22 protein-coding genes are annotated in these 26,405 nt (G+C 46.4%); 14 read left to right on the plus strand and 8 right to left on the minus strand.

Annotation, left to right across the window (positions count from 1 at the left end; translation table 11 throughout):
* Window positions 1-50: 50 nt before the first annotated feature.
* Window positions 51-1,664, minus strand: coding sequence for an ABC-F family ATP-binding cassette domain-containing protein (locus BC792_RS08985; RefSeq protein ID WP_148908667.1), 1,614 nt, complete (start codon window positions 1,662-1,664; stop codon window positions 51-53).
* A 256-nt stretch (window positions 1,665-1,920) separates the two neighbouring features.
* Here BC792_RS08985 and BC792_RS08990 point away from each other — a divergent pair, with 256 nt between their 5' ends.
* The 7 genes from BC792_RS08990 to fbp all read left to right on the plus strand — a co-directional run bounded on the left by BC792_RS08990 (window position 1,921) and on the right by fbp (window position 9,873).
* Window positions 1,921-2,931 carry an NAD(P)H-dependent glycerol-3-phosphate dehydrogenase gene (locus BC792_RS08990; RefSeq protein WP_148908668.1) on the plus strand — a complete coding sequence of 337 codons (1,011 nt, stop codon included), beginning with the start codon at window positions 1,921-1,923 and terminating at the stop codon, window positions 2,929-2,931.
* Entirely contained in the window at window positions 2,932-3,834 is a 903-nt protein-coding gene (gene hemF / locus BC792_RS08995; protein ID WP_148908669.1) for an oxygen-dependent coproporphyrinogen oxidase, read from the plus strand. It abuts the gene before it with no gap.
* Between the two features lie 25 nt (window positions 3,835-3,859).
* Window positions 3,860-5,113, plus strand: a complete 1,254-nt coding sequence (locus BC792_RS09000; protein ID WP_148908670.1) for a M16 family metallopeptidase — start codon at window positions 3,860-3,862, stop codon at window positions 5,111-5,113.
* Window positions 5,103-6,383, plus strand: coding sequence for a M16 family metallopeptidase (locus BC792_RS09005; protein ID WP_148908671.1), 1,281 nt, complete (start codon window positions 5,103-5,105; stop codon window positions 6,381-6,383). Before BC792_RS09000 ends, BC792_RS09005 begins: the two co-directional genes overlap by 11 nt.
* Window positions 6,384-6,509: 126 nt before the next feature.
* Window positions 6,510-7,763: a putative DNA modification/repair radical SAM protein gene (locus BC792_RS09010; protein WP_148908672.1), complete on the plus strand. Its 1,254-nt coding sequence runs from the start codon at window positions 6,510-6,512 to the stop codon at window positions 7,761-7,763.
* Between the two features lies 1 nt (window position 7,764).
* Window positions 7,765-8,541, plus strand: coding sequence for a TIGR03915 family putative DNA repair protein (locus BC792_RS09015; RefSeq protein ID WP_148908673.1), 777 nt, complete (start codon window positions 7,765-7,767; stop codon window positions 8,539-8,541).
* 279 nt (window positions 8,542-8,820) lie between these two features.
* Complete coding sequence (gene fbp / locus BC792_RS09020) at window positions 8,821-9,873, plus strand: class 1 fructose-bisphosphatase (RefSeq protein ID WP_148908674.1); 1,053 nt, start codon at window positions 8,821-8,823, stop codon at window positions 9,871-9,873.
* On the opposite strand, the gene BC792_RS09025 is transcribed toward fbp, so the two are convergent.
* From BC792_RS09025 to BC792_RS09055, 7 genes are all read right to left on the minus strand, one after another.
* Window positions 9,825-11,213: an exonuclease domain-containing protein gene (locus BC792_RS09025; RefSeq protein WP_148908675.1), complete on the minus strand. Its 1,389-nt coding sequence runs from the start codon at window positions 11,211-11,213 to the stop codon at window positions 9,825-9,827. The two genes, fbp and BC792_RS09025, sit on opposite strands and share 49 nt — an antisense overlap.
* Window positions 11,214-11,318: 105 nt before the next feature.
* The gene (locus BC792_RS09030) at window positions 11,319-12,053 is read right to left on the minus strand and encodes a tRNA threonylcarbamoyladenosine dehydratase (protein ID WP_148908676.1); all 735 of its coding nucleotides are present in this window, start codon (window positions 12,051-12,053) and stop codon (window positions 11,319-11,321) included.
* A complete protein-coding gene (locus BC792_RS09035) occupies window positions 12,050-12,712 on the minus strand; it encodes a TatD family hydrolase (protein ID WP_148908677.1) in 663 nt (220 codons plus the stop codon). The genes BC792_RS09030 and BC792_RS09035 overlap by 4 nt, the downstream gene beginning before the upstream one ends.
* A 159-nt stretch (window positions 12,713-12,871) precedes the next feature.
* On the minus strand, window positions 12,872-14,167 hold the full coding sequence (locus tag BC792_RS09040; protein ID WP_148908678.1) for an anthranilate synthase component I family protein: 1,296 nt from the start codon (window positions 14,165-14,167) through the stop codon (window positions 12,872-12,874).
* A 6-nt stretch (window positions 14,168-14,173) separates the two neighbouring features.
* Complete coding sequence (locus BC792_RS09045) at window positions 14,174-15,445, minus strand: adenylosuccinate synthase (RefSeq protein WP_148908679.1); 1,272 nt, start codon at window positions 15,443-15,445, stop codon at window positions 14,174-14,176.
* A gap of 130 nt (window positions 15,446-15,575) precedes the next feature.
* Window positions 15,576-16,079, minus strand: a complete 504-nt coding sequence (locus tag BC792_RS09050; RefSeq protein ID WP_148908680.1) for a Fur family transcriptional regulator — start codon at window positions 16,077-16,079, stop codon at window positions 15,576-15,578.
* Between the two features lie 79 nt (window positions 16,080-16,158).
* On the minus strand, window positions 16,159-18,366 hold the full coding sequence (locus tag BC792_RS09055) for a RelA/SpoT family protein (RefSeq protein ID WP_148908681.1): 2,208 nt from the start codon (window positions 18,364-18,366) through the stop codon (window positions 16,159-16,161).
* 145 nt (window positions 18,367-18,511) lie between these two features.
* On the opposite strand from BC792_RS09055, the gene BC792_RS09060 reads away from it, so the two are divergent.
* From BC792_RS09060 to BC792_RS09090, 7 genes are all read left to right on the plus strand, one after another.
* Window positions 18,512-19,156, plus strand: a complete 645-nt coding sequence (locus BC792_RS09060; RefSeq protein WP_148908682.1) for a DUF4294 domain-containing protein — start codon at window positions 18,512-18,514, stop codon at window positions 19,154-19,156.
* Between the two features lie 27 nt (window positions 19,157-19,183).
* Entirely contained in the window at window positions 19,184-19,675 is a 492-nt protein-coding gene (locus BC792_RS09065; RefSeq protein ID WP_148908683.1) for a glutathione peroxidase, read from the plus strand.
* A gap of 44 nt (window positions 19,676-19,719) precedes the next feature.
* Window positions 19,720-20,439 carry a bacillithiol biosynthesis deacetylase BshB1 gene (bshB1, locus tag BC792_RS09070; RefSeq protein ID WP_148908684.1) on the plus strand — a complete coding sequence of 240 codons (720 nt, stop codon included), beginning with the start codon at window positions 19,720-19,722 and terminating at the stop codon, window positions 20,437-20,439.
* A 3-nt stretch (window positions 20,440-20,442) separates the two neighbouring features.
* Window positions 20,443-20,838: an SMU1112c/YaeR family gloxylase I-like metalloprotein gene (gene gloA2, locus BC792_RS09075; RefSeq protein WP_148908685.1), complete on the plus strand. Its 396-nt coding sequence runs from the start codon at window positions 20,443-20,445 to the stop codon at window positions 20,836-20,838.
* A gap of 124 nt (window positions 20,839-20,962) precedes the next feature.
* Window positions 20,963-21,709: an ImuA family protein gene (locus BC792_RS09080; RefSeq protein ID WP_211357507.1), complete on the plus strand. Its 747-nt coding sequence runs from the start codon at window positions 20,963-20,965 to the stop codon at window positions 21,707-21,709.
* 3 nt (window positions 21,710-21,712) lie between these two features.
* Window positions 21,713-23,215 (plus strand): Y-family DNA polymerase, encoded by a 1,503-nt coding sequence (locus tag BC792_RS09085; RefSeq protein WP_148908686.1) that lies wholly within the window; start codon window positions 21,713-21,715, stop codon window positions 23,213-23,215.
* A complete protein-coding gene (locus BC792_RS09090) occupies window positions 23,199-26,354 on the plus strand; it encodes an error-prone DNA polymerase (protein ID WP_317131709.1) in 3,156 nt (1,051 codons plus the stop codon). Before BC792_RS09085 ends, BC792_RS09090 begins: the two co-directional genes overlap by 17 nt.
* The last annotated feature ends 51 nt before the right edge of the window (window positions 26,355-26,405 follow it).

Raw genomic sequence — 26,405 nt, forward strand, 5'->3', positions numbered from 1 at the left:
GACATTCAGTAATGGCAGCGGCGAACCAATGCAATCCGTTATTTCCTCGATTATGCCCCGTCTATCTTGCAGTAGGGCTTTAGATCAATAACCCGCGTCACCCCGAGTTCCTCCAGGAAACGGAAGTCGTGCGACACCACAAGTAACGTACCTTGGTAACCACTGACGGCCTTTGTTAATATATCGATGTTTTGGATATCCAGGTTGTTGGTAGGTTCGTCCAGTACGATTAGATCGGGTGCCTCATTGCTAAGCGTGAGGCAACATAAGCTTAAACGCATGCGTTCACCGCCGCTGAGTACAGCACAAGGTTTGTTCCATGACTCGTTATTAAATAAGAACTGGGCTAACCTCGTCTTAATTTCGTGCTCTTGTAATCCTGCACCATTGGCATGTTGCGCCTGCTCATACACACGCATACCATTGTCGATCAGCGCATAGTCCTGATCGATATAGACGGCACGATGTCCCGCGCTCCAAAGCGTTCCTGAAGTGGGCTGGATCTCGCCAAGAAGGAGGCGGATGAGTGTCGTTTTTCCCGATCCGTTGGCGCCGTTAATGGCGAGACGTTCTCCACTTTTCACCGCGAAGGTGAGAGCCGTAGGCCACAGGTCACGGTCGCCATACCGGTATTGTACGCCGTCCAATTCATACAGTGTTTTTCCTGCGTGCAGAGGTGCTCGCTGAAAGTAGAACCTCATTTTGTCGGAGTCCGATCTGTTATTACGAAGTGTAATCAGCTCTTGCTGGATGCCGCTGATCTTTTCTGCGTGCACATCTTTCAGTTTGGATGTGCTTTGCTCGGCATTGTTACGCAGGGTGTTCATCATAATCCTGGCCACGCCCGCCTTTTCCTGCTTCTTTTTGCCTCTGGCATCCATACGCTGTTGCCGTTCCGAGGCCATCCGTTCCTTTTCTTTTGCTTTTCGAAGCTCTTTTTCGCGGTGACGGATCGCGGTGTCGAGCGCTTGCGAGGCCGAGGTCTTTTGCTCTATATAAAAATCATAGTTCCCACCGTACGCAGTAATAACGTCCTGCGCCAGCTCATAAACAAGGTCTAATAAGCGAAGCAGTGTACGATCATGGCTGACAACAAGTAGCGTCTGTGTACATGTTTTAATAAAATCGTAAAGTTGTTCTCTTGCCTGCGAATCAAGATGATTACTGGGCTCGTCCAGGAGCACAAGTCCCGGCTGATGGATTTGTATACCAGCCAGAAATACCTTCGTTTTTTGCCCGCCGCTCAGGGTAGACATGTTCGTAAAAAGGTCGATTTCGCTGATGTCCCAATACTGTAACGCCTGCATACAACGTTCTTCCAATGACCAGTCGTCATCGAGTAATGCCAAGTTCTCATTGCTTGCGTCGCCGTCCAAAATGGCGTAGTACGCCCGCAGCTTGGACTCGATCTGCAGTGCTGCTGCAACCGTTATTTCGTTGAACTGCCCGAAGACCTGTGGTATGTAGTACAGCGTAGCCGCAGCGTTAACCTGCCCGGCATGGGGCTTGAGCGCACCGGCTATCAGACGTAAAAGCGTTGATTTGCCCACGCCGTTATGACCAATAAGTGCAATTTTTTGTTGCGGTTGAGCTGAAAACGACAAATCGACGAATAGATCGGTTTTATCCGGATGGATGTATGTAAGATTTTCTACAGTAAGCATGATTTCCTTTATTAAAGATGATACTACAGGCGTGCAATCTGCAACCTCCCATGAATTATTCAAAAAAAAGAAACCAAATCTTACATATAACGATGCTTTAGATGGAGACAAATATATAAAAAAAGCAGCTCTCTCGTATAGAGAAAGCAAACTGAAAAAAAAGCAATCATGGAACAGGCACTTTTAGACAATCATTTTACGCGGCGGGCAATATATAATCCGTATATTTGCCGTCTTGACAAGAATGAAAATATTTATGGATGATTCCGTACAAAAGATAGGCATTGTAGGGAGTGGAAGCTGGGCGACGGCAATGATCAAGATGCTGGGCGACAACGAAGCGAAGAAAGAAGTATTGTGGTGGATTAGGAAAGAGGAAGATCTTGAATATGTGAGAGCCTATGGTCATAATCCCAATTATCTCAGTGCGGTACAGTTGCAGGTAAAAGACAAAAATTTGTTCTCTGCGGCGCGGTCGGTTATTCAAGGGGCAGATATTGTAGTGCTGAATACGCCTTCAGCTTATCTGAAAGATGCATTGAAGGATGTGACTGCAGCAGATTTTGAAGGGAAGGTCGTGGTTTCCGCCATTAAAGGGATTATACCGGATGACAACCTTATCGTCGGGGAGTATTTATCAAAGTATTATCACATTCCGCTTAGCCAGGTTGTGGTGGTCGGCGGGCCGTGCCATGCCGAAGAGGTTTCTTCTGAAAAGCTATCTTATCTGACCATTGCAGCAAAAGATAGTACGAACGCCGAGCTCGTAGCGGGCCTCCTCCGTAATCGGTACATCAACACCATTATTTCTGCAGACGTATTTGGCGTTGAATATGGAGCGGTGCTGAAGAACATATATGCGTTGGCCGGAGGAATCTGCCATGGGTTGGGCTATGGGGACAACTTTCTCGCTGTATTGGTTTCTAATGCCATCCGCGAGATGCACACCTGCGTAAACGCCATCGATCCCGGTGTTGACCGCGATATTAATGCTTCCGCGTATCTCGGAGATCTGCTGGTGACGGCCTATTCCCAGTTTAGCAGAAATCGAACATTCGGCCATATGATAGGCAAAGGGTATACCGTACAGTCGGCTCAATTGGAGATGAATATGGTCGCAGAAGGATACTATGCCTCCGCATGTATCCAGAATATTATCCAGCGCTATGCACTGGAAATGCCCATATGCAACATGGTATACCAAATTTTGTACAACAGACAGCCGGCGGCTGCAGAAGTAAGAAAACTAGCTACAAAACTGACGTAAATGAGTTTAACAAAGGAATTTATTGCAGAAACATACCAGTCTATTCAGGACGAGATCACAGGAGGCCTGGAAGATCTCGACGGAAAAGCAACCTTCCAAGAGGAGCTATGGGAAAGGGACGGAGGCGGTGGAGGGCGTACCCGCATTATACAAAATGGCGATATTTTAGAGAAGGGCGGCGTAAATTTCTCGGCTGTCCACGGCAAATTGCCAGAAGCGATTAAAAAAGCGTTCGCTGTGGACGAAGATGACTTTTTCGCTACGGGAGTGTCCATCGTCATTCACCCCAATAACCCCTGGGTGCCCATTATCCACATGAATATCCGCTATTTCGAGCTGAACGAACAGCTCCGCTGGTTCGGTGGAGGTATCGATTTGACCCCACATTATGTGGTGGAAGAAGATGCTAAGTTTTTCCACCAGATGATGAAAAATGTATGCGATAAGCACCATCCATCTTTTTATAACGATTTTAAGACGTGGGCAGACAATTATTTCTATATAAAACACCGGCAGGAAACTCGCGGCATCGGTGGCGTCTTTTACGACAAGCTTACTCCGGAGAAAACCGGACTTACAGAGGAACAGCTCTTTTCGTTTTCCTGCGATTTAGGCCGTTCGTTCCTTCCGACGTATACCGAACTTGTCAACCGTAGCCGACACAAGAAATTTACACAGCAACAGAAGGAATGGCAGTTGCTCCGTAGAGGGCGGTACGTCGAATTTAATCTGGTCTACGACTCAGGAACGAGATTCGGACTCGAGACCAATGGACGGATTGAGTCCATTTTAATGAGCTTGCCTGCGCAGGCTAATTGGGCGTACGACTTCAAGGCCGAGCCCGGATCGCTGGAGGAGAAGACACTCCTGCTGCTAAAAAAAGATGTAAGCTGGGCACTGTAGGTATTTCATTAATCAATTTTAATTCATGATAGAATTTCAGCGTTTCACACTGGACAATGGGCTGCGTGTGTTGGTTCACGAAGATCACAACACAGCAATGGCCTGTGTCAACATCCTCTACGATGTGGGTGCAAGAGACGAGTCTCCCGACAAGACGGGATTTGCACACCTGTTTGAGCATTTGATGTTTGGTGGATCAGTAAATGTCCCCAACTACGATGCACCGCTCCAGGAGGTGGGAGGCGAGAATAACGCCTTCACGAGCAACGATATCACCAACTATTACATCACACTTCCTTCCGCCAACCTCGAAACGGCTTTCTGGCTGGAAAGCGACAGGATGCTAGGGCTGGCTTTTAGCGAGCAAAGCTTGGATGTACAGCGCAGCGTCGTGTCGGAGGAGTTCAAACAGCGTTATCTCAACCAGCCTTACGGCGATGTATGGTTGCGGCTCCGCCCGTTGGCCTATAAGGTGCACCCTTACCGCTGGGCGACAATAGGAAAAGAACTAAAACATATCGAAGAGGCAACCATGACCGATGTCAGGGCATTCTTTGATAAATATTATATTCCGAACAACGCCATATTGGTTGTTGCCGGAGATGTACAAAGCGAGGAGGTGAAACGCCTCGCCAACAAATGGTTTGGCGACATTCCCGCCCGGAACAAAACGGTCAGGGATATCCCCCAAGAGCCTAAACAAACGGAGGCCCGTCGCGAAGAAGTCCATGCCGACGTTCCTGTGGATAGCATCTACATCGCCTTCCACGGGCCGGACCGTCTGAGTCCGGATTACGCGGCTATGGACCTCATGTCGGACATCCTATCCCGTGGAAACTCCTCCCGCTTATACCGGGCATTAGTGAAGGATCAGCCCCTCTTCAGCGAAGTGAATGCCTATGTGACAGGATCGATCGACAGCAACCTTTTTGTTGTAGAAGGGAAGCCGCTTTCGCATGTTCCCATGCAACAGGCAGAAGAACTGCTATGGAACCAGCTGAATTTGCTGAAACAGCAACCTGTGAAATCATTCGAACTCGAAAAGGTAAAAAACAAAATTGAGTCTACCATGGTGTTTGCCGAATTATCAATACTGGACAAGGCAATGAACCTTGCTTTCTACGAGGTGTTGGGCGACGCTCGGCTTTATAACGACGAAGTGAACAAATATCTAGCTGTCACCGGCGAAGATATTCAGCGGCTTGCAAATGATATCTTCGTATCCGGGAACTCTTCTACCTTAGTCTACTACGCTAAAGAAAACAAACATGTTGAATAGAAAAATAGCGCCGGCACAACATCCCATACAGGACATATCGCTGGTCGAGCCTGAAGAAATCGTTTTTGAAAACGGCCTGCGGGTATTTGTTTTTAGGGCAGAAGGGCAGGAGCTGCTCAAAGCAGAGTTTATCTTTCAAAATCTGTTTTCCGAGCCGGAAAATCCGCTTTTACATACCTGCTTAAGCCATATGATAAAAGAAGGAACGTCGAACCGGACGAGCGCACAGATTGCCGACGAAATAGATTTCTATGGTGCTTATCTGATGCCCGAGTACAGCTTTGATCAGACGTCTCTTACCTTATACACACTTAACAAGCACGTCTATGCCGTCCTGCCAATTGTTCAGGATATATTTTGTAATGCCACTTTTCCGGAAGCAGAACTTGCCACCTATATCCGTAATAATAAGCAAACACTGCAGATTTCACTGCAAAAGAACGACTACGTAGCGCGCCGTCTTTTTTATAATTACTTATTTGGCGCAACACGCTATGGCGTGACGCCGACAGAAGAAGCCTACGAGAGTATAAACCGCACAGACCTTATCGCGCTGTACGGCAAACAGATTCATCCTGGCAACTGTACATTGATATTGTCGGGGAACGTCACCCCCGACGTGTTAGGGGCCATGCAGGCACATTTTGGGTCGCCTTGGAAAGAATCTGTAGACACAGTGGCACCGACGGCCCCCACTTTTCCCGCGTTTGTTCCTTCGACTATTGTCGAAGAGCGTCCCGGATCTTTACAGTCTGCTGTCCGCTTGGGGATGCCTTCCGTTAACCGCACCCACCCCGACTTCCCGGCATTACAGTTTGTGAACACGTTGTTCGGGGGGTATTTCGGATCGCGTCTAATGCGGAATGTCCGTGAAGATAAAGGCTTCACCTATAGTATCGGTTCGGCGTTAGCTAGCTTAAAATATACAGGCTTCTTCACTATTGCATCCGAGGTTGGCGTAGATGTAACGCAGGCTACACTGCAGGAAATTGAAAAAGAATTCGCCCAGCTTAGCGCATCCACACCTTCAGCAGAAGAGGTAAAACTGGTAGCCAACTATATGCTCGGTTCGACGCTCGGCAGTTTGGAATCTATTTTTTCTCACGCCGATAAATTCAAGGCGGTATATTTTTACGGTATGTCATTAGACTACTATCGACAGTACAGTGAGATCATTCGAACGATGACTCCTGAAAAGGCGCAGGAAATAGCCCGCGAATATTTCGATTACGGACGTCTTCTTAAGGTTATTGTCGGCAGTATCCAATAGCTTGCCGGATAGCGTCAGCGTAACGTCCGGTAGTCTGGGCCGACAGGACCGAATATTGCCCGCATCATGCGTAAAACAGGTATTTATGCATCCTTGGATTGCTAATAAATTTAGTATTTTAGCGTCATGGAAGACCGGTTAAAGGAGAAGCTCGAGATATTGGCTGACGCGGCCAAATACGATGTTAGTTGCAGTTCAAGCGGAAGCAATCGCGTCAACAAAGGAAAAGGACTGGGAAATACCGGCGCCGGTATCTGCCATACGTATACGGAGGACGGACGTTGTGTGTCCCTGCTGAAGATCCTGTTGACAAACCATTGCATATTCGACTGCGCCTATTGTGTTTCCCGGAAGAGCAATGACATCAAACGGGCGGCGTTTACGGTACGGGAAGTGGTAGACCTTACGGTTGCCTTCTATCGAAGAAACTATATAGAAGGACTGTTCTTAAGTTCTGGAATCTTTAAAGATGCAGACTATACGATGGAACGCCTTATATTAGTCGCCAAAACGCTAAGGCAGCAACATGCTTTCAACGGGTATATTCATCTGAAGACCATTCCGGGAGCGTCGCCTGAACTGATTCACGCCGCAGGCCTCTATGCCGACCGTTTAAGTGTAAACTTGGAGATCCCAACAGAGAGCGGCCTGAAGCTGCTTGCTCCGGAGAAGAATAGGAAGGATATGATTACGCCGATAGCTTACCTTAAAGAGCAGCTGGAAAAAACGGAGGACGAAAAACGCCGATTTAAATATGCACCACATTTTGCGCCTGCCGGACAGAGCACACAGATGATCATCGGCGCTACGGGTGAGTCGGACAAGCAGATTATTTCGGTTGCCGACCACTTTTATACACGCTTTAAGATGAAACGTGTATACTATTCCGGCTATGTGCCGATCTCCAACGACCGAAGACTGCCCGGAATGGAAACAACAGTGCCGGTAGTACGGGAAAACCGTCTTTATCAAACCGACTGGCTCATGCGTTTTTACGGGTTTCAAGCGGAAGAGATCGTAAACGATCAGTATCCGTTCCTCGATTTGGACATCGATCCAAAATTAGGATGGGCATTACGTAATATGCATGTCTTTCCGGTCGATATCAACAGCGCCGATTACAGTCTTATTTTGCGCGTTCCTGGCGTGGGGGTAGCGTCTGCAAAAAAAATTGTGGCGGCCCGTACGTTTGGCTCGCTAGATTTACACGCTTTGAAAAAGATTGGCGTGGCTATAAACCGGGCAAAGTATTTTATAATATGCAGAGGATACAGACATTCGTTCTGCGAAAAACAGCCGGAGCGGCTTAAGCATATCCTTTTAGGGAAGAGCCAATCAAAGTTTAGGAAAGATTTAACTTATCAGCCAACGCTTTTTTAGTATGAACAGGAGCCAGGTGGTGCTATATGTCGACGGAACCTGGGAAAGCGTCCTAACTGCAGCTTTTGACGTATTTGCCCATAAATTTTTCCCACTGGACTTACGCCTGTTATCCAACGGTCAGTCCGACCTCTTTGCGGCTACACACCACGTTGTTTCAGATGCGAAGAAAGCAGACAGAGTGCGGAAAGGGCTAACGGTGCGGGACAGAAATGTATACAACGACCTCTGGTGGGTCTATCTATCCGAACTTCCGGGTTCATTGCTACTAATTCTCCGCGCCATCATGTACTATTTCGATAGCGTGCAGCCCGTTAACACAAACTATCAAGACCCGCGGATTCTTCAGATCAGCAATATTGTAAGATCTGTCTCCAGAGAAAAACATCGCATGAAAGCATTTGTCCGCTTCCGCCGTCTGGAAGATGGGGTTTACTTTGCACTGATCGCACCAGATTTCAATGTGCTGCCCTTAATATACCGACATTTCGCTGATCGTTACGCAGACCAACAGTGGTTAATATACGATCAGAAGAGAAATTACGGCATCTATTACGATCTGAAGGACGTCTCGGAGGTCTATTTCTCCGCAGCCGAGCCTTTTAAGCCACACGCGGTAGAACAGCATGATGCAACAGAGGAACAGACGTACGACTCCTTATGGAAAGTGTATTTTTCAGCGGTTAATATCGAAGAGCGAAAGAATATGAAGCTTCATATCCGCCATGTACCGAGACGATATTGGCGATTTCTCAACGAAAAGACGCCCCGAACGTAGCCATATGCCCTTATTAGACTGTTTGCACGAATCGTTTTAGCATAAAAATGCTAAATTTTTTTTATACATTTAACACGTTGTTTATCAGCTATGTAAACATGTGTATATTATACAATAAGCTGAAAATCAGTTTTTTAAATTTGCATTTCTTATGTAGCTTTGTCACGTGAATCCAATAGCGATAAGCAGAAATTATCTCCATTTTAGCACATCCTGCGAATCCGTCGCAGGATGGCCAAAGACATACAATCCTTCACTATTACACTTAACAAACGTTTCATGGCTTTAAAAACATTAGGGCAGTTCATAATTGAAAAGCAGGCTGACTTTCCGTACGCGAAAGGCGAGCTCTCACGCTTGCTGCGCGACATAGGAATCGCGGCAAAAGTAATCAATCGCGAGGTAAACAAAGCCGGATTAGCCGATATTCTGGGCGAAAGCGGCGACCAAAATGTACAGGGAGAAATGCAGAAGAAACTCGATGTATATGCTGATGAGCAATTTATTGAAGCACTTAGTAGAGGAGGAGAATGCTGTTATATTGCATCAGAGGAACACGAAGGAGGCATCGACCTCACCGTCCGTACTACCGCTACTTCCCATTCCGGAAAGTATATCGTGTGCATGGACCCCTTGGACGGGTCATCCAATATCGATCTCAACGTTTCTGTGGGGTCTATTTTCTCCATCTATAGACGAAAAGACTTAAATCGCCCGCTCACAGAAGCCGACGTCCTCCAGGTAGGCCACGACCAGGTCGCAGCCGGCTATGTCATTTATGGTTCGTCGACCATGTTGGTATATACAACCGGGAAAGGCGTCAATGGATTCACGCTAGACCCTTCCATCGGTGAGTTCTGCCTCTCTCATCCCGATATGCGCATCCCCGCGGAGGGCCGGACGTATTCTATTAATGAAGGCAATTATCTGAAGTTTCCGCAATACATTAAAGATTATATTAAATATTGTCAGATGGAAGACGTAGAAACCAATAGGCCCTATACGTCGCGTTATATCGGATCGATGGTTGCCGACCTGCACCGCACACTGATAACGGGCGGCATCTTCTTATACCCCGAGACGTCAAGTTATCCAGACGGAAAATTGAGGCTGTTGTATGAATGTAACCCGATGGCCTTTATCATTGAACAAGCGGGCGGCATGGCCATATCAGCTCGCGACAGGGTTCTGGATATAAAACCGGTACACCTACATCAACGGACACCAATCGTTATCGGAAGCATGAATATGGTCAAAAAAGTCTGCGAATTTATGAACCGGCCTTATGAAGACGTCAACGCGGCCGGCAGCAAGTTCACCTTTTCGGGATGAAGCGCAGCATAACGTAGCACAATCTGTTGCATGTAAAAGTTACTGGTGCATTTGTCCCGATAGGATACAATGTCCTCCACGTTATCCCACTGTTGAACAAAGTCAACGAAGCCAAAAGCATAAAGCTTGTCTTCTTTGTAATAGATATAACTGTTTTCCTCTTCGTTCCTCCCTTTATCGATCAGAAGAAAGGATTGTTTGTGCACGTCTAAGTGATGAAGAAGTTCCTGTATTTTTGCTGCGTGTGCGTCGAGGTCGGGAAGAGTTATAGAAGACGTGCGCCTGTCCTCCCGGCTCTCCGTGGCGGGAGAATAGAATGTACACAGCGCCGGAGACAGGCCAAAACGCTCCAAAAGGTCCCCTAAAAACAGGTTGGCTTCCTGCGCTGTCTCAAAGAACCGCAGACTGGAGTCGCCGGATCTGGCCCGGCTGACAGCGAGCCGATCGTAGCCGCGTATATCCTGGTAATGAATAAGCGCATATTTTGGTTCATAACGCTTTAAGGCACGGTTGTGCTCCGGCCAGTGTTTCTTTATCATTTGGCATTCCATCAAAAGTGCCATCAACTCCGTACCCGACTCCTCAAAATCCACACTGCAGATCTCATTAATGAACTGCTGCCGCCTCAGCCCTGTATTCGTGCCGCTAAAATGGCCCAGAACCCGTTTTTTTATGTTGATCGCCTTTCCAACATATATGATCTTTCCTTTATTATTTCTGAACATATAGATCCCGGCCGTCTCCGGTAACCGGTTAAACTGTTCCCATGACAAGTGGACGGGCAGGCGGTGTTCGGTGTTTTTTCGGATGCTCTCTTCTATACAATTGGTATCGTCGCGCTGTATTAGCAAGTCGAAAAGCTCGGCCGTAGCTTTTGCATCGCCCATTGCCCGGTGCCTTTCTGAAATCATAATACGCAACGACCGGCAGAGCTCTCCCAAGCTATAGGATCTGTGGCCGGGAAAAATCTTTCGAGACAAACGGACAGTGCATAGCTTTTGAGATTGCCACTCATACCCCGACTGTTTTAATTCGCGGACCAAAAAGGTATAATCAAAACCCACATTATGGGCTACGAAAATTTTGCCCTGCAGCAAATGATAAATATCTTCTGCTATTTCTTCAAACAGCGGCGCGTCCGCTACCATCTCATCCGTAATACCCGTTAGGCTCTGAATAGCCAACGGAATCGGACACTGGGGATTAACCAAACTGTGGTATTCCTCAATAACCTTCTTTCCATTATGTATTAAGATAGCGATCTCCGTAATACGGTTTCCTCCGGCATAATTTCCGGTTGTTTCGATGTCGACGATAGCAAATAGCCTCGGTTTGTTCACATTGCAATATTACTAATTTAATTAGTAATATTGCAATCCATAGAGAAATTAAAGCGCAGTTTGCAAAATGGCATCCTTTAATGAATGCTTGCCTGGAAGTACAGATTACTTCGAAACACGCATCCCCATGAGGTCCCGTATAGCCACCGACGCAATTGCACCTCCGAAAGCTGCCGGTAAATATGACATCGTCCCGTAGGCAGACTTTTTGAAGTTGCTTCCATCGGTGTAAAGAAGCGAATTCTTATCGGGCAATTCGGTTGAAAAAGCCACTTTAACCCCTTCTTTAATACCGTGCTTCCGTAGCTTTTTGCGGATATGCTGCGCAAGCTTGCAGTTGTAAGATTTGCTGATGTCGGCAATACGTATCTTAGTCGGATCAACCTTTCCCCCCGCACCCATGGAACTCACAAAGGGAATTTTGGCCTCCAACGCCCGACGGATGAAGAATAGTTTCGGTGTAATGCTATCTATAGCTTCTACGCAATAGTCGGGCGACAACTCAAGCAGCGCAGGTATCTTCTCAGGCACAATAAAGTCCTGAACTACATGTAGATCCAGCTCGGGGTTGATAGCCAACAGGCGCTCCTTCATAATCTCTGCTTTAGGCTGGCCATGGTTTGTTGCCAAGGCCGGCAATTGCCGGTTTCTGTTGGATGGGTCGACGGTATCCCCGTCGATAATGGTCATCTTACCAACCCCTGCACGGCAAATAAATTCTGCCGCAAACGAGCCCACACCGCCGAGACCCAGGATCATGACATGCGATCCAGCCAATTTTTCCAAAGCTTCCCTTCCCGTTAAGGCCTCTGTTCTAGATAGCCAAGACAAATCTTTCATTCTAATAGCTGATAATTAAATATACTTCTGAAATTTTGATAAAGCTGCTCTTTAAGCAAAGTAACCTTCACTTTTCGAACGGCGCAAAAATAAGTATAAATATCTACTATCTTGGTAGATTTATCATCCGTTTCGAGGAAAATTTTATTTAACGGGGCATCGATAATCAGCTCGTCTTTCTTTCCGGAGAGGAGTGACGCCCCCAAACTGATATAATAACCGGCATCATAAATCTGCCGCGCCAGCTGTCTGTTTTTTTCGAATCCGTGAAAGATGACCGGTACTGAAACGCGTTCTTCCCACAGAATACGCAGGCATTCTTGATGCGCCCGGACACAGTGTACGATCAACGGCTTTTGGATACTGTTTGCAAAAACGATCTGTCGCCGGAACATCTCCTCCTGCAGCGACCATAGCGTATCGCAAAGCTTATCAAGGCCGCACTCCCCAATGGCCAACACCTGGTTTTTCTTGCCGTAATCGTTTAAGGCATCCAATTGCGCAGTAGGAGAGCTGTCGATATACCAAGGGTGTATACCGAGCGAACAGGGCTGGGAGAAAAGGTAATTTTTAGAAATGATGACATTAGGAAGAGAAAATTCATGCTCCGTACTTTTAGAGGTATTGTGCGTGTGTATATTGATATAAGGAACATGCATGATCAAACCTAAATAATTTTGTTTTATAAGCAATAATCCGTGTGCTTAGAAAATAAACGCCACTCAACCGGTCATATGTTTTATAGTGGAAATATACGAAATACGTTTGATTTGAGGGTGTTAAGGGTTGGGAAAAATGAATTTTTCACAGAGGTTGCATCAGTGCGCAATGGAAGTATTCAACGCTGCAACAATCGCCGACGCTTTCAACAAACACTCTTCGTACTCCGTTTCTCCACGCGCTTCCAAAGTGATCGCGCCTCCGGTATGAAAAGACAGAAAAGATGCCGACGAATCGTACAGTACGGAGCGGATGACAACGTTAAGATCGAAATCGCCGTCCGGAGCGAAGTAGCCCACAGCTCCCGAGTAGATACCCCGTTTACTACCCTCGTAACGGTCGCAGAGCGACATGGCGCTGATTTTTGGCGCGCCCGTCATCGATCCGGCCGGAAATGTGTTTCTTATGACCTCTATATCGGAGATGTCGGGTCTTTTTAAGCAAGTGATGGTAGATATCAATTGATGTACCTGCCTGAAAGTATGTACCTCCAGGTGTCTGGATACCTTTACGCTTCCCGGCTGGGCACTTCGGGTCAGATCGTTCCGAACTAAATCAACGATCATAACGTTTTCCGCTATCTCTTTCGGGTTCCCCCGCAGTCGGGCAATAATTTCCGCATCTTCTGCTGAATCCCGCCCACGTCGTGCAGTACCTTTGATCGGCTGCGAGATCAGCGTATCTCCACGTTTGGCGAGAAACCGCTCCGGAGACGCGCATAGAATATATTGCCGGCCTAGCTTGAAAAAACATGCAAAAGGGGTGGGGGATAGTGCATTGAGCCGTTTATAGAGCTCTAGAGGGTTCAATGATATACCCTCGGCATAGAACTCCTGACATAGGTTTACTTCATAAACATCGCCCCGCTGGATATGCCATTGTAATCGGTCAAATGCCTGCAGGTACTCCGTCTTGGAAAAACGCTTGCTAATAGAAATAGGAATATTCTGATTGGCGGTATTTGTGGCAGGTCCGTCATGTCGCTCTATGGCCCGAAAAATCGCATGAGGGTCGTCAGCTTCAATTTCTACGTGATTTTGGTAGAACCGTATAACAGTCTCGGGGATGAAGAAATATGCTTTAGGAAAAGCGATACCCTCCGGGAGATCGTTTCCAAGACCTTCAATCTCGTCCTTCAAGTCATAACTAAGAAAACCAGGCATCCACCGATGTGGATGCTTGGCTCTAAAAGTCTCGAGTCCATCGAACGCGCTTTTGCCGGTCGTAGAAGCAAAGACCTCTACTGCTTTGACAGCTAACAATCGGTCAACCTTGGTGTAATCGTCGGCGTAGCCGTTAGACTGTAAAAAGCATACCTCGTCAAACTCCTGCGCCCAATTTAAGGCGCGGCTTTCAAATTCTTTTGTATCGACTTCAAATATGGCTGTTGCCATGCTTGTTTACAACTCAATCGTTTGAACGCGATCCGGACCGACAGACAAATACTTAATAGGCACTTCCAACGCCTTCTCTAAATAGGCAATGTAGCTTGCTAACGCCGCAGGAATTTCATCTTTCGAACGGATTCCGGTAATATCCTGATTCCAGCCCTGCACTTCTTCCAGGACAGGCTCGGCTGTATTGGTAATAATTTCGTACGGCATGTAGTCGATGACTTCCCCGTTATACTTATAGTGGGTACACACATAGATCTTCTCGAACGTGTCCAGGACGTCAGCCTTCATCATAATTAGCTCCGTGACGCCATTTAGCATAATAGCATACTTTAAGGCCGGAATGTCGATCCACCCCGTACGACGGGCACGGCCGGTCGTAGCTCCAAACTCGTGTCCGAGCTGACGAAGTTTTTCGCCGGTTTCATCATGTAACTCCGTAGGAAAAGGACCGCCGCCGACGCGCGTCGCATATGCCTTGAAAATACCATATACGGATCCGATCTTATTAGGTGCTATTCCCAGTCCTGTGCATGCTCCCGCAGTTGTTGTGTTCGATGACGTAACGAAAGGGTAAGAACCAAAATCCACGTCCAACAACGTTCCTTGAGCCCCTTCTGCCAATACGCGTTTTCCTTCTTTCAGGTAGTTGTTCACCAGGTGTTCCGCGTCTACATGAGGGATAGACTTGATAAATTCGATAGCTTGCAGGAACGCCTCCTCCTTCTCGGTGAAGTCGGGGATCTCTCCGTAATGCGAAAGGATTTCTAAATGTTTAGCCTTCAGCTTTTCGTAACGTTCCTTGAAGTCCGGCAGTGTCGTATCGCCCACACGCAATCCGTTTCTGCCCGTTTTGTCCATATACGTCGGACCGATGCCTTTTAGCGTAGATCCGATTTTTCCCGCGCCCATTTTCGATTCGGACGCCGCATCTAGCAATTGATGGGTGGGTAGAATGAGATGCGCTTTGCGGGCAAGAACCAATGTGCCTTTGCCGACAGGATCAAATCCCGCAGTACGTAGGTTGTCTAATTCGCGTTTTAGGATAATTGGATCGATCACGACGCCGCTACCTATTAGATTAAGCGTACCTTCATTGAAGATTCCCGATGGGATGGTGTTGAGAACAAATTTCTTGTTGTCAAATTCTAATGTGTGTCCAGCATTAGGGCCGCCCTGAAAGCGCGCAATTAAGTCATACTTGGGACAGAACACGTCAACGATCTTACCTTTTCCTTCGTCGCCCCATTGCAGGCCCAGAAGCACATCAACTTGCATAATATTTGAAATATTGAGATTTAAAATTAAATGATTCTTTCAATCGTCTCTAAAATATAAAGTTCAGAAAAAAACGGAGAGGTCCGGTCTTTTCTGAACAAAGGTAATACAATAATTGTCTATTACTGCATCAATTTGAATTTACAGGCGCTTTGCCTCTGACTTCTTTTTGCTTGGTGCCCCCGTCTTTTTTCTGGCAGTCTTCACATACACCATATAGATTGAGCGAGTGGTGCTTAATGTCGAACTTCAGCAGGTCGCCCATAAGACTTTGTATCTGGTTGATGCGTGGATCACAAAACTCGACCACTTTGTTACATTCTATACAGATCACATGGTCGTGCTGTTTGAAGCCGTACGACTTTTCAAACTGCGCCATATTGCGGCCAAACTGATGTTTGGTTACTAAATCACACGATACCAGCAACTCTAACGTATTGTAAACCGTGGCACGGCTGACACGATACTTTTTGTTTTTCATGTGGATGTATAACGATTCCACGTCGAAATGGTCAGAGCGCGAATAAATCTCTTCCAAAATAGCATAGCGCTCCGGAGTTTTTCTTAGACTTTTGTTTTCTAAGTAAGCTTCAAATATCTTTTTTACCGTTTGGTAGTTTTCAGCTTGATTCATAGTATTATTTAATCTCCTACAAATTTACCAATTTCCCTGTAAAAAACGACGTTTTCCACAAAGGATGATATTACGCAGATCAATTATCTGCTTCATAGCGCGTTACACCCGTAATCCCGCTGATTTCTTTTAAGTTTTTCATGAGGTTTTCCAGCTGCTCCGTATTATTGACGAAAACCATAATGTTTCCTTCGAAGATCCCCTCATTACTTGTTATGGCCAGCGAACGTATGTTGACATGAAATTCCTGTGAGATGACGTTGGTGATCTTATTAACCAGCCCCACGTCGTCGATACCCACAATACGTAGTCCGGTCAAAAAGGCAACGTTAGCCTGTGAAGAAGCCCATTTGGCCTTCAGAATACGGTAGCCGTAGTTGGCCATCAGCTTGGAAGCGTTAGGACAGCTTGTCCGGTGGATCTTGATTCCATCATTGACGGTCAGAAAACCGAAGATATCGTCCCCTGGAATCGGATTGCAACAAGGCGCCAGTGTATAATCAATCTGCTGATAGTCGTCGCCTATGAGGATCGTATCAACTTCTTTCTTATTTATCTTTTCGACCAGTCCGGAGATATGGGAGTTGAACTGGTTGTGGTTCTGTTCAGGAGCTTTCTCATGGGCCGCATATTCCCGTAGGTTTTTCACGTCTACAATACCCTTGGCAACATTATAGAACAGGTCCTGAGAACTCGGATATTTGAAGAAGTTGGCAATCTTATTGATGTTGTCGGTATTATACGTAATCTTGAGCGACTTTAGTTTCCGCTCCAGGATTTCTTTGCCGTCCTCCGCGATCCGCCTTTTTTCCTCCTTTAGGGATGACCGGATCTTGGATTTCGCTTTGGCTGTAACCACAAAATTCAACCAATCTTCCTTGGGCGTCTGTTTACTGGAGGTAATGATCTCCACCTGATCGCCGTTCTGAAGCGGATGGCTTAGTGGCACCAGTTTGTGGTTAACTTTAGCGCCGATACAGGTGGCGCCGATATCGGAGTGAATTTCAAACGCGAAATCCAGTGCAGTCGCACCGTTTGGCAGTTGCACAAGCGTACCTTTTGGCGTAAAAATGAAAATCTCGTCCGAAAAAAGATTCATTTTAAAATCGTCCACAAAATCCAGCGCGTTTTGTTCGGGGTTACTTAGCATATTTCTAACCTTCTGGATCCACTGATCCAACCCGCTGTCCGAGTTCGACTCTTTATACTTCCAGTGTGCCGCAAATCCTTTTTCAGCAATCTCATTCATACGTTTTGTACGGATCTGCACTTCTACCCACTGTCCCCGCGGGCCCATAACCGTGGTATGTAACGACTCATATCCGTTACCTTTGGGAGAAGAAACCCAATCCCGGAGGCGATCCGGATTTGGACGGTACAAGTCTGTGATGATCGAATAGACCTTCCAGCATTCAGTTTTTTCGCGTTCTGTCGGCGTGTCTATAATGACGCGGATGGCAAATAGATCGTACACTTCTTCAAACGGGATCGACTTTTTGCGCATCTTATTCCAGATGGAATAAATAGATTTTGGACGGCCGAAAACCTCTGCTTTGATGCCTTGCTCCACTAATATCTCCTTAACCGGCTCGATGAAGTCGGCGACAAATTTTTCCCGCTCAGCCTTCTTTTCGTTTAATTTACGTGCAATAAACTTGTAGGTGTCCGGATCGGTATATTTCATTGACAGATCTTCCAGCTCTGATTTTATGGCATATAATCCCAACCGGTGCGCCAGCGGTGCATATAGATAGCTTGTTTCAGAGGCTATCTTCAGTTGTTTATGCCGGGCCATAAATTCCATCGTACGCATATTGTGAAGCCTATCCGCGAGCTTTATCAAGATAACACGGACATCGTCAGCCAAAGTGAGAAGCATCTTCCGGAAATTCTCGGCCTGCATAGAGCTGTTCGGATCAAAAATGCCCGAAATTTTGGTAAGTCCATCTATAATGCGGGCAACTTTCTTTCCGAACTGAGCTTCAATATCCTGTAAAGTAATAGAAGTGTCCTCCACAACATCGTGCAGAAGGGCACATACGATAGAAGTCGTTCCCAGACCAATCTCCTCCGCTGCAATCTGCGCTACAGCGATAGGATGATATATATAAGGTTCGCCGGACTTCCGGCGCATATCTTTGTGGCTTTCCAGGGCAAGGTCAAACGCTTTACGGATCTCCTGTTTATCGCCTCGTTGTAAAGTGGGTTTGCAAGCTCTTAGTAACGCACGGTATCTTTTCCTGATTTCCTTATTTTCTGCTTCAATATCAATCACATAATCTTCCATATACACGCTGAAAAAAGTTGCTTTTTTATTATTTTGTTCTTATTTTTATTCATGTTTCCCTGGGGTAATTGTTTTGCGGGTAAACAACATATAAATATAGCAAAAATTTTAGAGACTTAAAAATACGTAATACTTTTCCAGAGTGATGATGCGATTAATTGTGTTGGGTGTATTGGGCTGCCTTCTTATTCCGTTTGCCGGACAGGGACAGGCGTTGCAGGTCCCACATTATGGTGAAGGGGAGGGGAAAGTTATTCAGCATTACCCGACGACCCGTTTAGACGATGGTGAAATTGTACCGTGGTTTCCCATAGACGATGTTGTGGTAACAGCAAGGCGGACTTTTAAAACCGAAGAAGACCGTTTACGTTACCTGCGTTTAGAGAGAAATGTACTTCGTGTGCTGCCCTATGCTATTTATGCGCAAAAACGTTATGAACAACTTGACAGAGAGTTGGCATTAGTTTCCTCCAAACGGGAAGAACAGCGTCTGATTAAAGCCTGTGAGCAAGAGATAAAAAATAAATTCAACGCTGAAATTAAAAACTTAAGCGTATCTCAGGGCAAGATTTTAATTAAACTGGTGCAACGGCAAACAGGAAATACAAGTTACGAACTCGTAAAAGAAATGAAGGGAGGATTATCTGCCTTTTTCTATCAGTCGGTCGCTAAAGTTTTTGGACATAATCTAAAATCGGTCTATGATCCGGAAGAAGATTATGAAATAGAAAATATCATACGTAGCTATGAACGGATACGGCCAATAAAAAATTTATACAACAGCTATTAACTAATTATACGAAAGGACGGACAGGATATGCAAACGGTTTATGATTTTCACGGCTTACAATTTAACGGCGAAAAAAAATCGTTGCAGGACTATTCGGGCAAGGTGTTGCTGATTGTCAATACAGCGAGCCAATGCTTCTTCACGAGGCAGTTCAAATCGTTGGAAAAGCTTTACCAAAAATACAAAGATAAAGGCTTTGAAATACTGGCATTTCCGTCAAACGATTTTAGAGGGCAGGAACCGATGACGGGACTCCAACTCGAAACCTTCTGCCGCATCCGCCAGCAGGTCACCTTTCCGGTGTTTAAAAGAATCCATGTGGTAGGAGAATATTGCGACCCGCTGTATCAGTTTTTATCTGACAAATCAAAAAATGGACAGGTGGGAGTCAAGCCGCTCTGGAACTTTCATAAATATCTAATTAACAGACAAGGCCAGGTTGTTGATTTCTTCTATAGTCCGACGAGCCCACAGGCGAGCCGAGTTATGACAAAAATCGAACAATTGATTGCGGAGTAAAGAAAGGGTAAGTGTTTATCTTTGCCAGCAAACAAGAAGGACTTATGAAGTTAGACTTAATGGTTATGACTGTGCATCCGGACGATGCGGAACTAGGAGCAGGTGGAACGATTGCCAAATATGTGGCGGAAGGAAAGCAAGTCGGTATTGTTGACTTAACACGCGGGGAACTCGGAACCCGTGGTACGGCCGAGACACGCCAAGCAGAAGCAGCACAGGCCGCAAAAATATTAGGTGTTGCTATGCGGGAAAACCTGGGTTTACGCGATGGCTTCTTTGCCAACGATGAAGCAAACCAGCGCGCCATCATTCAGTGTATACGGAAATATAAACCGGAAATCGTAATAACGAACGCTTTAGACGACCGTCACCCCGATCATGGTAGAGCAAGTAAGCTGGTGAATGATGCACTTTTTCTTAGCGGACTGCGGAAGATAGAGACATGGGAAGAAGGCGTAGGACAGGAAGCTTTTCGTCCAAGACTGCAGCTGCAATTAATCCAGGATAAATATATTAAGCCCGACATCATCCTTGACATTACCGACTTCTGGGAGATAAAAGAACGTTCCATATTAGCATATACCACCCAATTTAATGCCAAAGCGGACGATGCCGAACCACAGACCTATATATCCAATCCGGATTTCATGGAGTCGACGCGCGGACGGGCTGCTGAATTAGGACGTAACATCCAGGTCAAGTATGCAGAAGGATTTACGGCGAGAAAATTATTGGGTGTACAAGATCTGTTTCAGTTAATATAATGTATGTCCTTATCCATCCGTAAGATCCACCATATCGCGATTATCTGCAGCGACTACCAACGCTCACTTCATTTCTATACAGAAGCATTGGGCCTGAAGCTATTGTCGGAAACCTATAGAGCAGAAAGGGATTCATACAAAGCAGATTTAGCGCTGCACGGTCAATATGTGATCGAGCTTTTTTCTTTCCCTGATCCTCCGCCCAGACCTTCCTACCCTGAAGCTGCAGGACTGAGACACCTCGCTTTCGAAGTGATAGATATAGAGGAAACAGTTCATTTTTTACAACAAAAAGGAATCGCCTGCGAAACAGTGCGCATAGACGCAATGACAGGCAAGAAATTTGTTTTTATAGCCGATCCTGATGGACTGCCGATAGAATTTTATGAAGGCTATTAACTAACAGGCGTAGACCATTTCTCCTATCCATTAGCGAATCTTCACATTTCAAACCTCCCGCTCATTTTCTTTCTTTTACTAAAAATATTAGTATTATCTTTGTAAAGATAAACAGGGAAAGATTATGGTATTGACATCGAAAAAACAAGCCGTTGTATCAGCTTTACGGCGGCAGATGCTGGAACTGGAGGGGTTCAAGCAGGCAGGTGCATCCGTATCAGCCGGGTTGGGACTTGGAAAGATAGAGACTGTTTTTCCGGGAGGTGTTTTTCCATTAAACACAGTGCATGAATTTGTTTATGACCAGCCAGAAGAGCTGGCTGCTTCCTGCGGATTTATAGGTGGGCTGCTTTCCTACATTATGAAAAAAGGTGGGATGTGCCTGTGGATCAACAGCTCGAAAGGGGTATTTCCGCCGGCAGCGAAGATGTTCGGTCTCGAGCCGGACCGCATTATTTTTGTCAGCATGCGAAAACAACAAGATATACTATGGGCGCTGGAAGAAGGATTGAAATGTACGGGGCTTTGTGTTGTAATAGCTGAAATAGAACATTTAGACTTTGTACAGTCCCGCAGACTGCAATTGGCTGTTGAAAAAAGTGGTGTAACGGGCTTTGTGATCCGTTCAGGCATAAAGACATTGGGCGCCACAACCTGCGCAGCGCGCTGGAAAATTATTCCTATAGCCAGTATAATTCCCGACGATCTGCCGGGGGTCGGCTTTCCCCAATGGGAAGTTAACCTGTTGAAGGTCAAAAATGGGAGCCCGAGCCAATGGGTTATGGGATGGAAAAAAGGCCAATTCTCTTTACAGCAGGCAGAGCGGCCTGCCGGTAGAACAAACCAACTGATCACACAAGAGGCAGGATAAGCAATGAAAAGACGGTTTGCAGCACTTTGGTTTCCTTTTCTCCTGACCGATTGGTACACGCGGCGCCGCCCTGCGGACCGGGATATCCCGCTGGTTTCAGCTTTGCCGAAGAATGGACGGATGTGCATTACAGCAGCCAATGCAATAGCGCAGCAGGAGGGGGTATATGCAGGTATGGTTCTAGCCGATGCTAAGGCAGCTGTACCTCAGCTGATCATGTTCCCCGACACACCTGATCGTGCCGCTACCATATTGAAACACATTGGCTTATGGTGTATTAAATTTACACCGCTGGCAGGTATGGATGAGCCCGGAGGCATCATACTCGATATCACCGGTTGTGCACACCTCTGGGGAGGAGAAATGGAGTATGTAACGGAGATAAAGCAACAGCTTGAAAAAAAAGGGTATACTGCAAAAATAGCTGTTGCAGACACCATCGCTGCCGCCTGGGCCATGTCCCGGTATGCAAAGCAGGAAATAATTTTGACCACAAACGATGAATATGATATACTCCACACACTTCCGCCGGAAGCATTACGCTTGGACGAATGGATTGTACAACGTCTATATAAGCTGGGGTTTAAAACAATAGGCCGCTTTATAGGCATGCCCCCCGCTACATTACGGAGGCGCTTCGGACCAACGCTTGTGCACCGGATAAATCAGTTGCTGGGAAGACAAGAAGAACATATTTTGCCTATTAAGCCTGTCGCGCCCTACGTAGAAAGATTACCTTGTTTGGATCCCATACGGACAGCACAAGGCATAGAACTTGCTATCGGGAAGCTATTAGACGGATTGTGTGCACGGTTGACTAAAGAAGGAAAGGGGGTACGCCACGCACAATTGTCATGCTATCGGGTTGATGGAAAAGTGCTTCGTATAGAAATCGGTACCAACAAACCTTCTGTAAGCAAAAAGCATCTCTTAGAGCTTTTCGAGCTTAAAATCAGCACCATAGAGCCTGCTTTAGGTATTGAGTTGTTTTTATTAGAAGCTGTAAAAGTAGACGATCACACCCCTCATCAGGAACTGCTATGGAGCACAAATGGTTCATTCGAAAATAAGGCATTGGTCGAGTTGCTGGACCGTTTTAAAGGACGTGATCCCTATTGCCATATCAATCGATACGTCCCACAGGAACACCATTGGCCAGAACGGGCTATACGGGCTGCAGAATCGTTAACAGAAAAAGCAACCGATACCTGGCCTCAACATCGGCCCCGTCCCATACGTCTGCTTCATCCTCCACAGCCCATCGAAGTAACCGCTCCCATTCCTGATTATCCTCCTTTGATATTCCGTTTTCATGGAGAAGTCTATGTCATTAAACGGGCTGACGGTCCTGAGCGGATTGAACGGGAATGGTGGCTGGAGCAGGGAGAACATCGGGATTATTATGTTGTTGAAGATACCAGAGGAAGGAGATATTGGCTTTTCCGTTTAGGGCATTATGTAGGAGATCGTTCTCCGAACTGGTATTTACATGGATACTTCGCTTGAGACAATGGAATATATTGAATTACAGGTAACAAGCAATTTTAGTTTCCTTCGGGGCGCGTCGCATCCTGAAGAATTGATCCGTCAGGCTGCAACCTTAGGCTATCGCGCAATAGCCATTACCGACAGAAATAGTTTTGCCGGAATTGTACGTGCCCATACGGAGGCACAGAAGCAGGGCATAAGACTTATACCGGGATGCCGGCTGGATCTGTTGGATGGACCAAGCCTATTGGCTTATCCAATAAATAGACACGGATACGCTCAGCTATGCACCTTATTGACTACAGGTAATTTACGTGCAACAAAAGGACATTGTCACTTATACAAAGCAGATGTCTATGCTTATCAGCAGGATATCACCTATGTAGCTGTTCCTCCCGATCATCTGACACCGGATTTCGAACTGCCGACAGCGTTTATACATCATATATCTGAGTATGCTACCCAATTAAAAGGAAAGCTTTATCTGGGTATATCCAGATTATATCAGGGCGACGACTTAAAGCATTTACATCGCCTGCATACGTTGAGTCAGCATTTAAATATTCCCCTCGTGGCCTTGGGGGATGTATATTACCACGAACCTGCACGCCGCGAGCTGCAGGATGTGTTAACCTGCGTGCGGGAAAAACGGACGATACAGCAGGCTGGCTTCTTATTGCACGCGAATGCCGAACGGTACATAAAGCCCATGGAAGAAATGCATCGACTCTTCCGCGCCTATCCGGAGGCACTGACAAACACGCTTCAGATTGGTGACGTCTGCCGTTTTTCCTTAGATCAACTACAATATGTATATCCGGAAGAATTAACGACCGAAGGGCGCACTCCACAGGAAGAATTGGCGTTATTGGTGTGGCAGGGGGCGAAAGAGCGCTTCAATAAAGAAGACCTGGAAAAGTATAGCACCACCATTGAAATGGAGCTTAACTTCATAGAAAGAAAAAGCTATGCTTCTTACTTTTTGACGGTATACGATTATGTCCGTTTTGCCCGATCGCGCAACATCCTGTGTCAAGGAAGAGGATCGGCAGCCAATTCTATTGTATGTTTTTGTTTAGGCATCACCTCTGTCCACCCCAGACAGGTCAGGTTGCTTTTTGCCCGATTTATGTCGGACGCCAGGGATGAACCGCCCGACATTGATGTTGATTTTGAGCATGAACGACGGGAGGAGGTGATTCAATATATATATGAGAAATATGGGCGTGACCGGGCGGCAATCGTGGCTACAGTAACACAGGAGCGGGCGAAAGGCGCTTTACGGGACGTAGGAAAAGCAATGGGACTGTCGATGGATGCGCTGGATAGGCTCTCTCAGGCCATTGGCTCTCATTGGGATAGCGAAATTGAACCGGAGAGATTTGTAGAGCATGGCTTCAGCCTCGAGAACTCCCACTTTCGTAAAATACTGGAACTAAGTGAACAGCTCATAGGTTTTCCCCGGCAACTGGGACAGCATACGGGAGGCTTCGTCATTACACAGGGAAAAATTCACGAACTATGCCCTGTTATCCATGCACGCATGGAAGGCCGCACGACACTGGAATGGAACAAAGATGATTTAGAAGCACTGGGGTTCCTAAAAGTCGATGTTCTCGGGCTGGGTATGCTTACATGTATACGAAAAGCTTTTGATATTGTAAAAATACACTACGGTAGAGAACTGACCCTGGCGATGCCCCCCACAGATCCCAAGGTATATGGAATGATTAGCGAAGCGGATACATTGGGCGTATTTCAGATAGAAAGCAGGGCCCAGATGTCTATGCTCCCCCGATTACGGCCGAAGTGTTTCTATGATCTTGTTATTGAAGTGGCTATTGTACGTCCTGGGCCTATACAAGGAGATATGGTGCATCCCTATTTGCGGAGGCGCCATAAAGAAGAAGATGAAGACTATCCGATGAAAGAAATTCGGCCAATACTTGAACGGACAAAAGGGGTACCCCTGTTTCAGGAGCAGGCTATGGAGATCGCTATAGTGGCAGCAGATTTTACCCCAGCAGAGGCAGATGCCCTACGCCGTAGTATGGCTACTTTTAAATCGAAAGGAGAGGTAAGTGCCTTTCGGCAGAAAATGGTCGAAGGTATGGTAAAAAAAGGGTATAAGGAAGAATTTGCCCTCCGGATATTTAAGCAATTAGAAGGATTCGGAAGTTACGGTTTCCCCGAAAGCCATGCAGCTTCTTTCGCCTTGTTGGTTTATGTATCCAGTTATATTAAATGTTATTATCCAGACGTGTTTGCTGCCGCTTTACTAAACAGTCAGCCCATGGGATTCTATCAGCCGGCACAGATTGTTATTGACGCGCAGAAACACGGAGTGACCGTGTTAGCTGTTGATGTAAACCACTCTTTCTGGGATAATACACTCGAGGGGAAATTTCAGGAGCTTCATCAGTTGCGGCTGGGATTTAGACAGGTGAAAGGTCTTCCGGAAGAGGAAATAAACAAACTGGTTGCGCATCGTGGGGCAGGGTATCAACGGATAGAAGAGTTGGCTCACGTTGTCTCCATTCCGGTATTGGAACGTCTGGCGGATGCGGACGCGTTTCGTTCGATGGGACTGGATAGACGTCAGGCTCTTTGGGAGATCGCCGCTGTTCAGGACAGGCCAATCGCTCTTTTTCGGCATCAAACCCCGGCCAGCGCTTCCGAAGGGCAGATCAGCCTGCCTTTCATGACGCAGAGCGAACATGTTGTACGCGATTATGTCAGTACAGGCTTGTCGGTGAAAGCTCATCCGGTAAGCTTTCTGCGTGCTAAACTGGACACCCTACATGTGGTACCAGCAAATAAACTCAACCGTGTTAAAAATGGTATGCCCGTGAAGGTGTGCGGACTCATTACCGTCCGTCAGCGGCCAGGAACAGCAAAAGGCGTCCTTTTTGTAACCATTGAAGACGAAACAGGTTTCACGAACTTAGTCGTCTGGAGCAAAATATTCTCCAGATATCGAAGAGAGATTCTACAATCCAGACTGTTATTGGTAGAAGGCCAGATTCAGGTCGAAAAAAACGTTATCCATGTGGTAGCAAAACGCTGCCATAATTTAAATAGCTGGCTTTCGGAACTTGAAGATAACCATACAGAACACACGGGTAATGCATTTCATAAAGGCCGTAATTTTAAATAAGCAACTATTTCATACACCTGAACGTCTCATCGCCCTTCTAAATTAAATGAA

Origin of the sequence: Sphingobacterium allocomposti (genome assembly GCF_008124885.1) — a bacterium.
In the GTDB taxonomy this organism is placed as follows: domain Bacteria; phylum Bacteroidota; class Bacteroidia; order Sphingobacteriales; family Sphingobacteriaceae; genus Sphingobacterium; species Sphingobacterium allocomposti.

Coding starts and splice junctions, on each gene's coding strand:
- BC792_RS08985 (WP_148908667.1), bottom strand. CDS start 1,664: ATGCTTACTGTAGAAAATCTTACATACATCCATCCGGATAAAACCGAT.
- BC792_RS08990 (WP_148908668.1), top strand. CDS start 1,921: ATGGATGATTCCGTACAAAAGATAGGCATTGTAGGGAGTGGAAGCTGG.
- hemF (WP_148908669.1), top strand. CDS start 2,932: ATGAGTTTAACAAAGGAATTTATTGCAGAAACATACCAGTCTATTCAG.
- BC792_RS09000 (WP_148908670.1), top strand. CDS start 3,860: ATGATAGAATTTCAGCGTTTCACACTGGACAATGGGCTGCGTGTGTTG.
- BC792_RS09005 (WP_148908671.1), top strand. CDS start 5,103: ATGTTGAATAGAAAAATAGCGCCGGCACAACATCCCATACAGGACATA.
- BC792_RS09010 (WP_148908672.1), top strand. CDS start 6,510: ATGGAAGACCGGTTAAAGGAGAAGCTCGAGATATTGGCTGACGCGGCC.
- BC792_RS09015 (WP_148908673.1), top strand. CDS start 7,765: ATGAACAGGAGCCAGGTGGTGCTATATGTCGACGGAACCTGGGAAAGC.
- fbp (WP_148908674.1), top strand. CDS start 8,821: ATGGCTTTAAAAACATTAGGGCAGTTCATAATTGAAAAGCAGGCTGAC.
- BC792_RS09030 (WP_148908676.1), bottom strand. CDS start 12,053: ATGAAAGATTTGTCTTGGCTATCTAGAACAGAGGCCTTAACGGGAAGG.
- BC792_RS09035 (WP_148908677.1), bottom strand. CDS start 12,712: ATGCATGTTCCTTATATCAATATACACACGCACAATACCTCTAAAAGT.
- BC792_RS09040 (WP_148908678.1), bottom strand. CDS start 14,167: ATGGCAACAGCCATATTTGAAGTCGATACAAAAGAATTTGAAAGCCGC.
- BC792_RS09045 (WP_148908679.1), bottom strand. CDS start 15,445: ATGCAAGTTGATGTGCTTCTGGGCCTGCAATGGGGCGACGAAGGAAAA.
- BC792_RS09050 (WP_148908680.1), bottom strand. CDS start 16,079: ATGAATCAAGCTGAAAACTACCAAACGGTAAAAAAGATATTTGAAGCT.
- BC792_RS09055 (WP_148908681.1), bottom strand. CDS start 18,366: ATGGAAGATTATGTGATTGATATTGAAGCAGAAAATAAGGAAATCAGG.
- BC792_RS09060 (WP_148908682.1), top strand. CDS start 18,512: ATGATGCGATTAATTGTGTTGGGTGTATTGGGCTGCCTTCTTATTCCG.
- BC792_RS09065 (WP_148908683.1), top strand. CDS start 19,184: ATGCAAACGGTTTATGATTTTCACGGCTTACAATTTAACGGCGAAAAA.
- bshB1 (WP_148908684.1), top strand. CDS start 19,720: ATGAAGTTAGACTTAATGGTTATGACTGTGCATCCGGACGATGCGGAA.
- gloA2 (WP_148908685.1), top strand. CDS start 20,443: ATGTCCTTATCCATCCGTAAGATCCACCATATCGCGATTATCTGCAGC.
- BC792_RS09080 (WP_211357507.1), top strand. CDS start 20,963: ATGGTATTGACATCGAAAAAACAAGCCGTTGTATCAGCTTTACGGCGG.
- BC792_RS09085 (WP_148908686.1), top strand. CDS start 21,713: ATGAAAAGACGGTTTGCAGCACTTTGGTTTCCTTTTCTCCTGACCGAT.
- BC792_RS09090 (WP_317131709.1), top strand. CDS start 23,199: ATGGATACTTCGCTTGAGACAATGGAATATATTGAATTACAGGTAACA.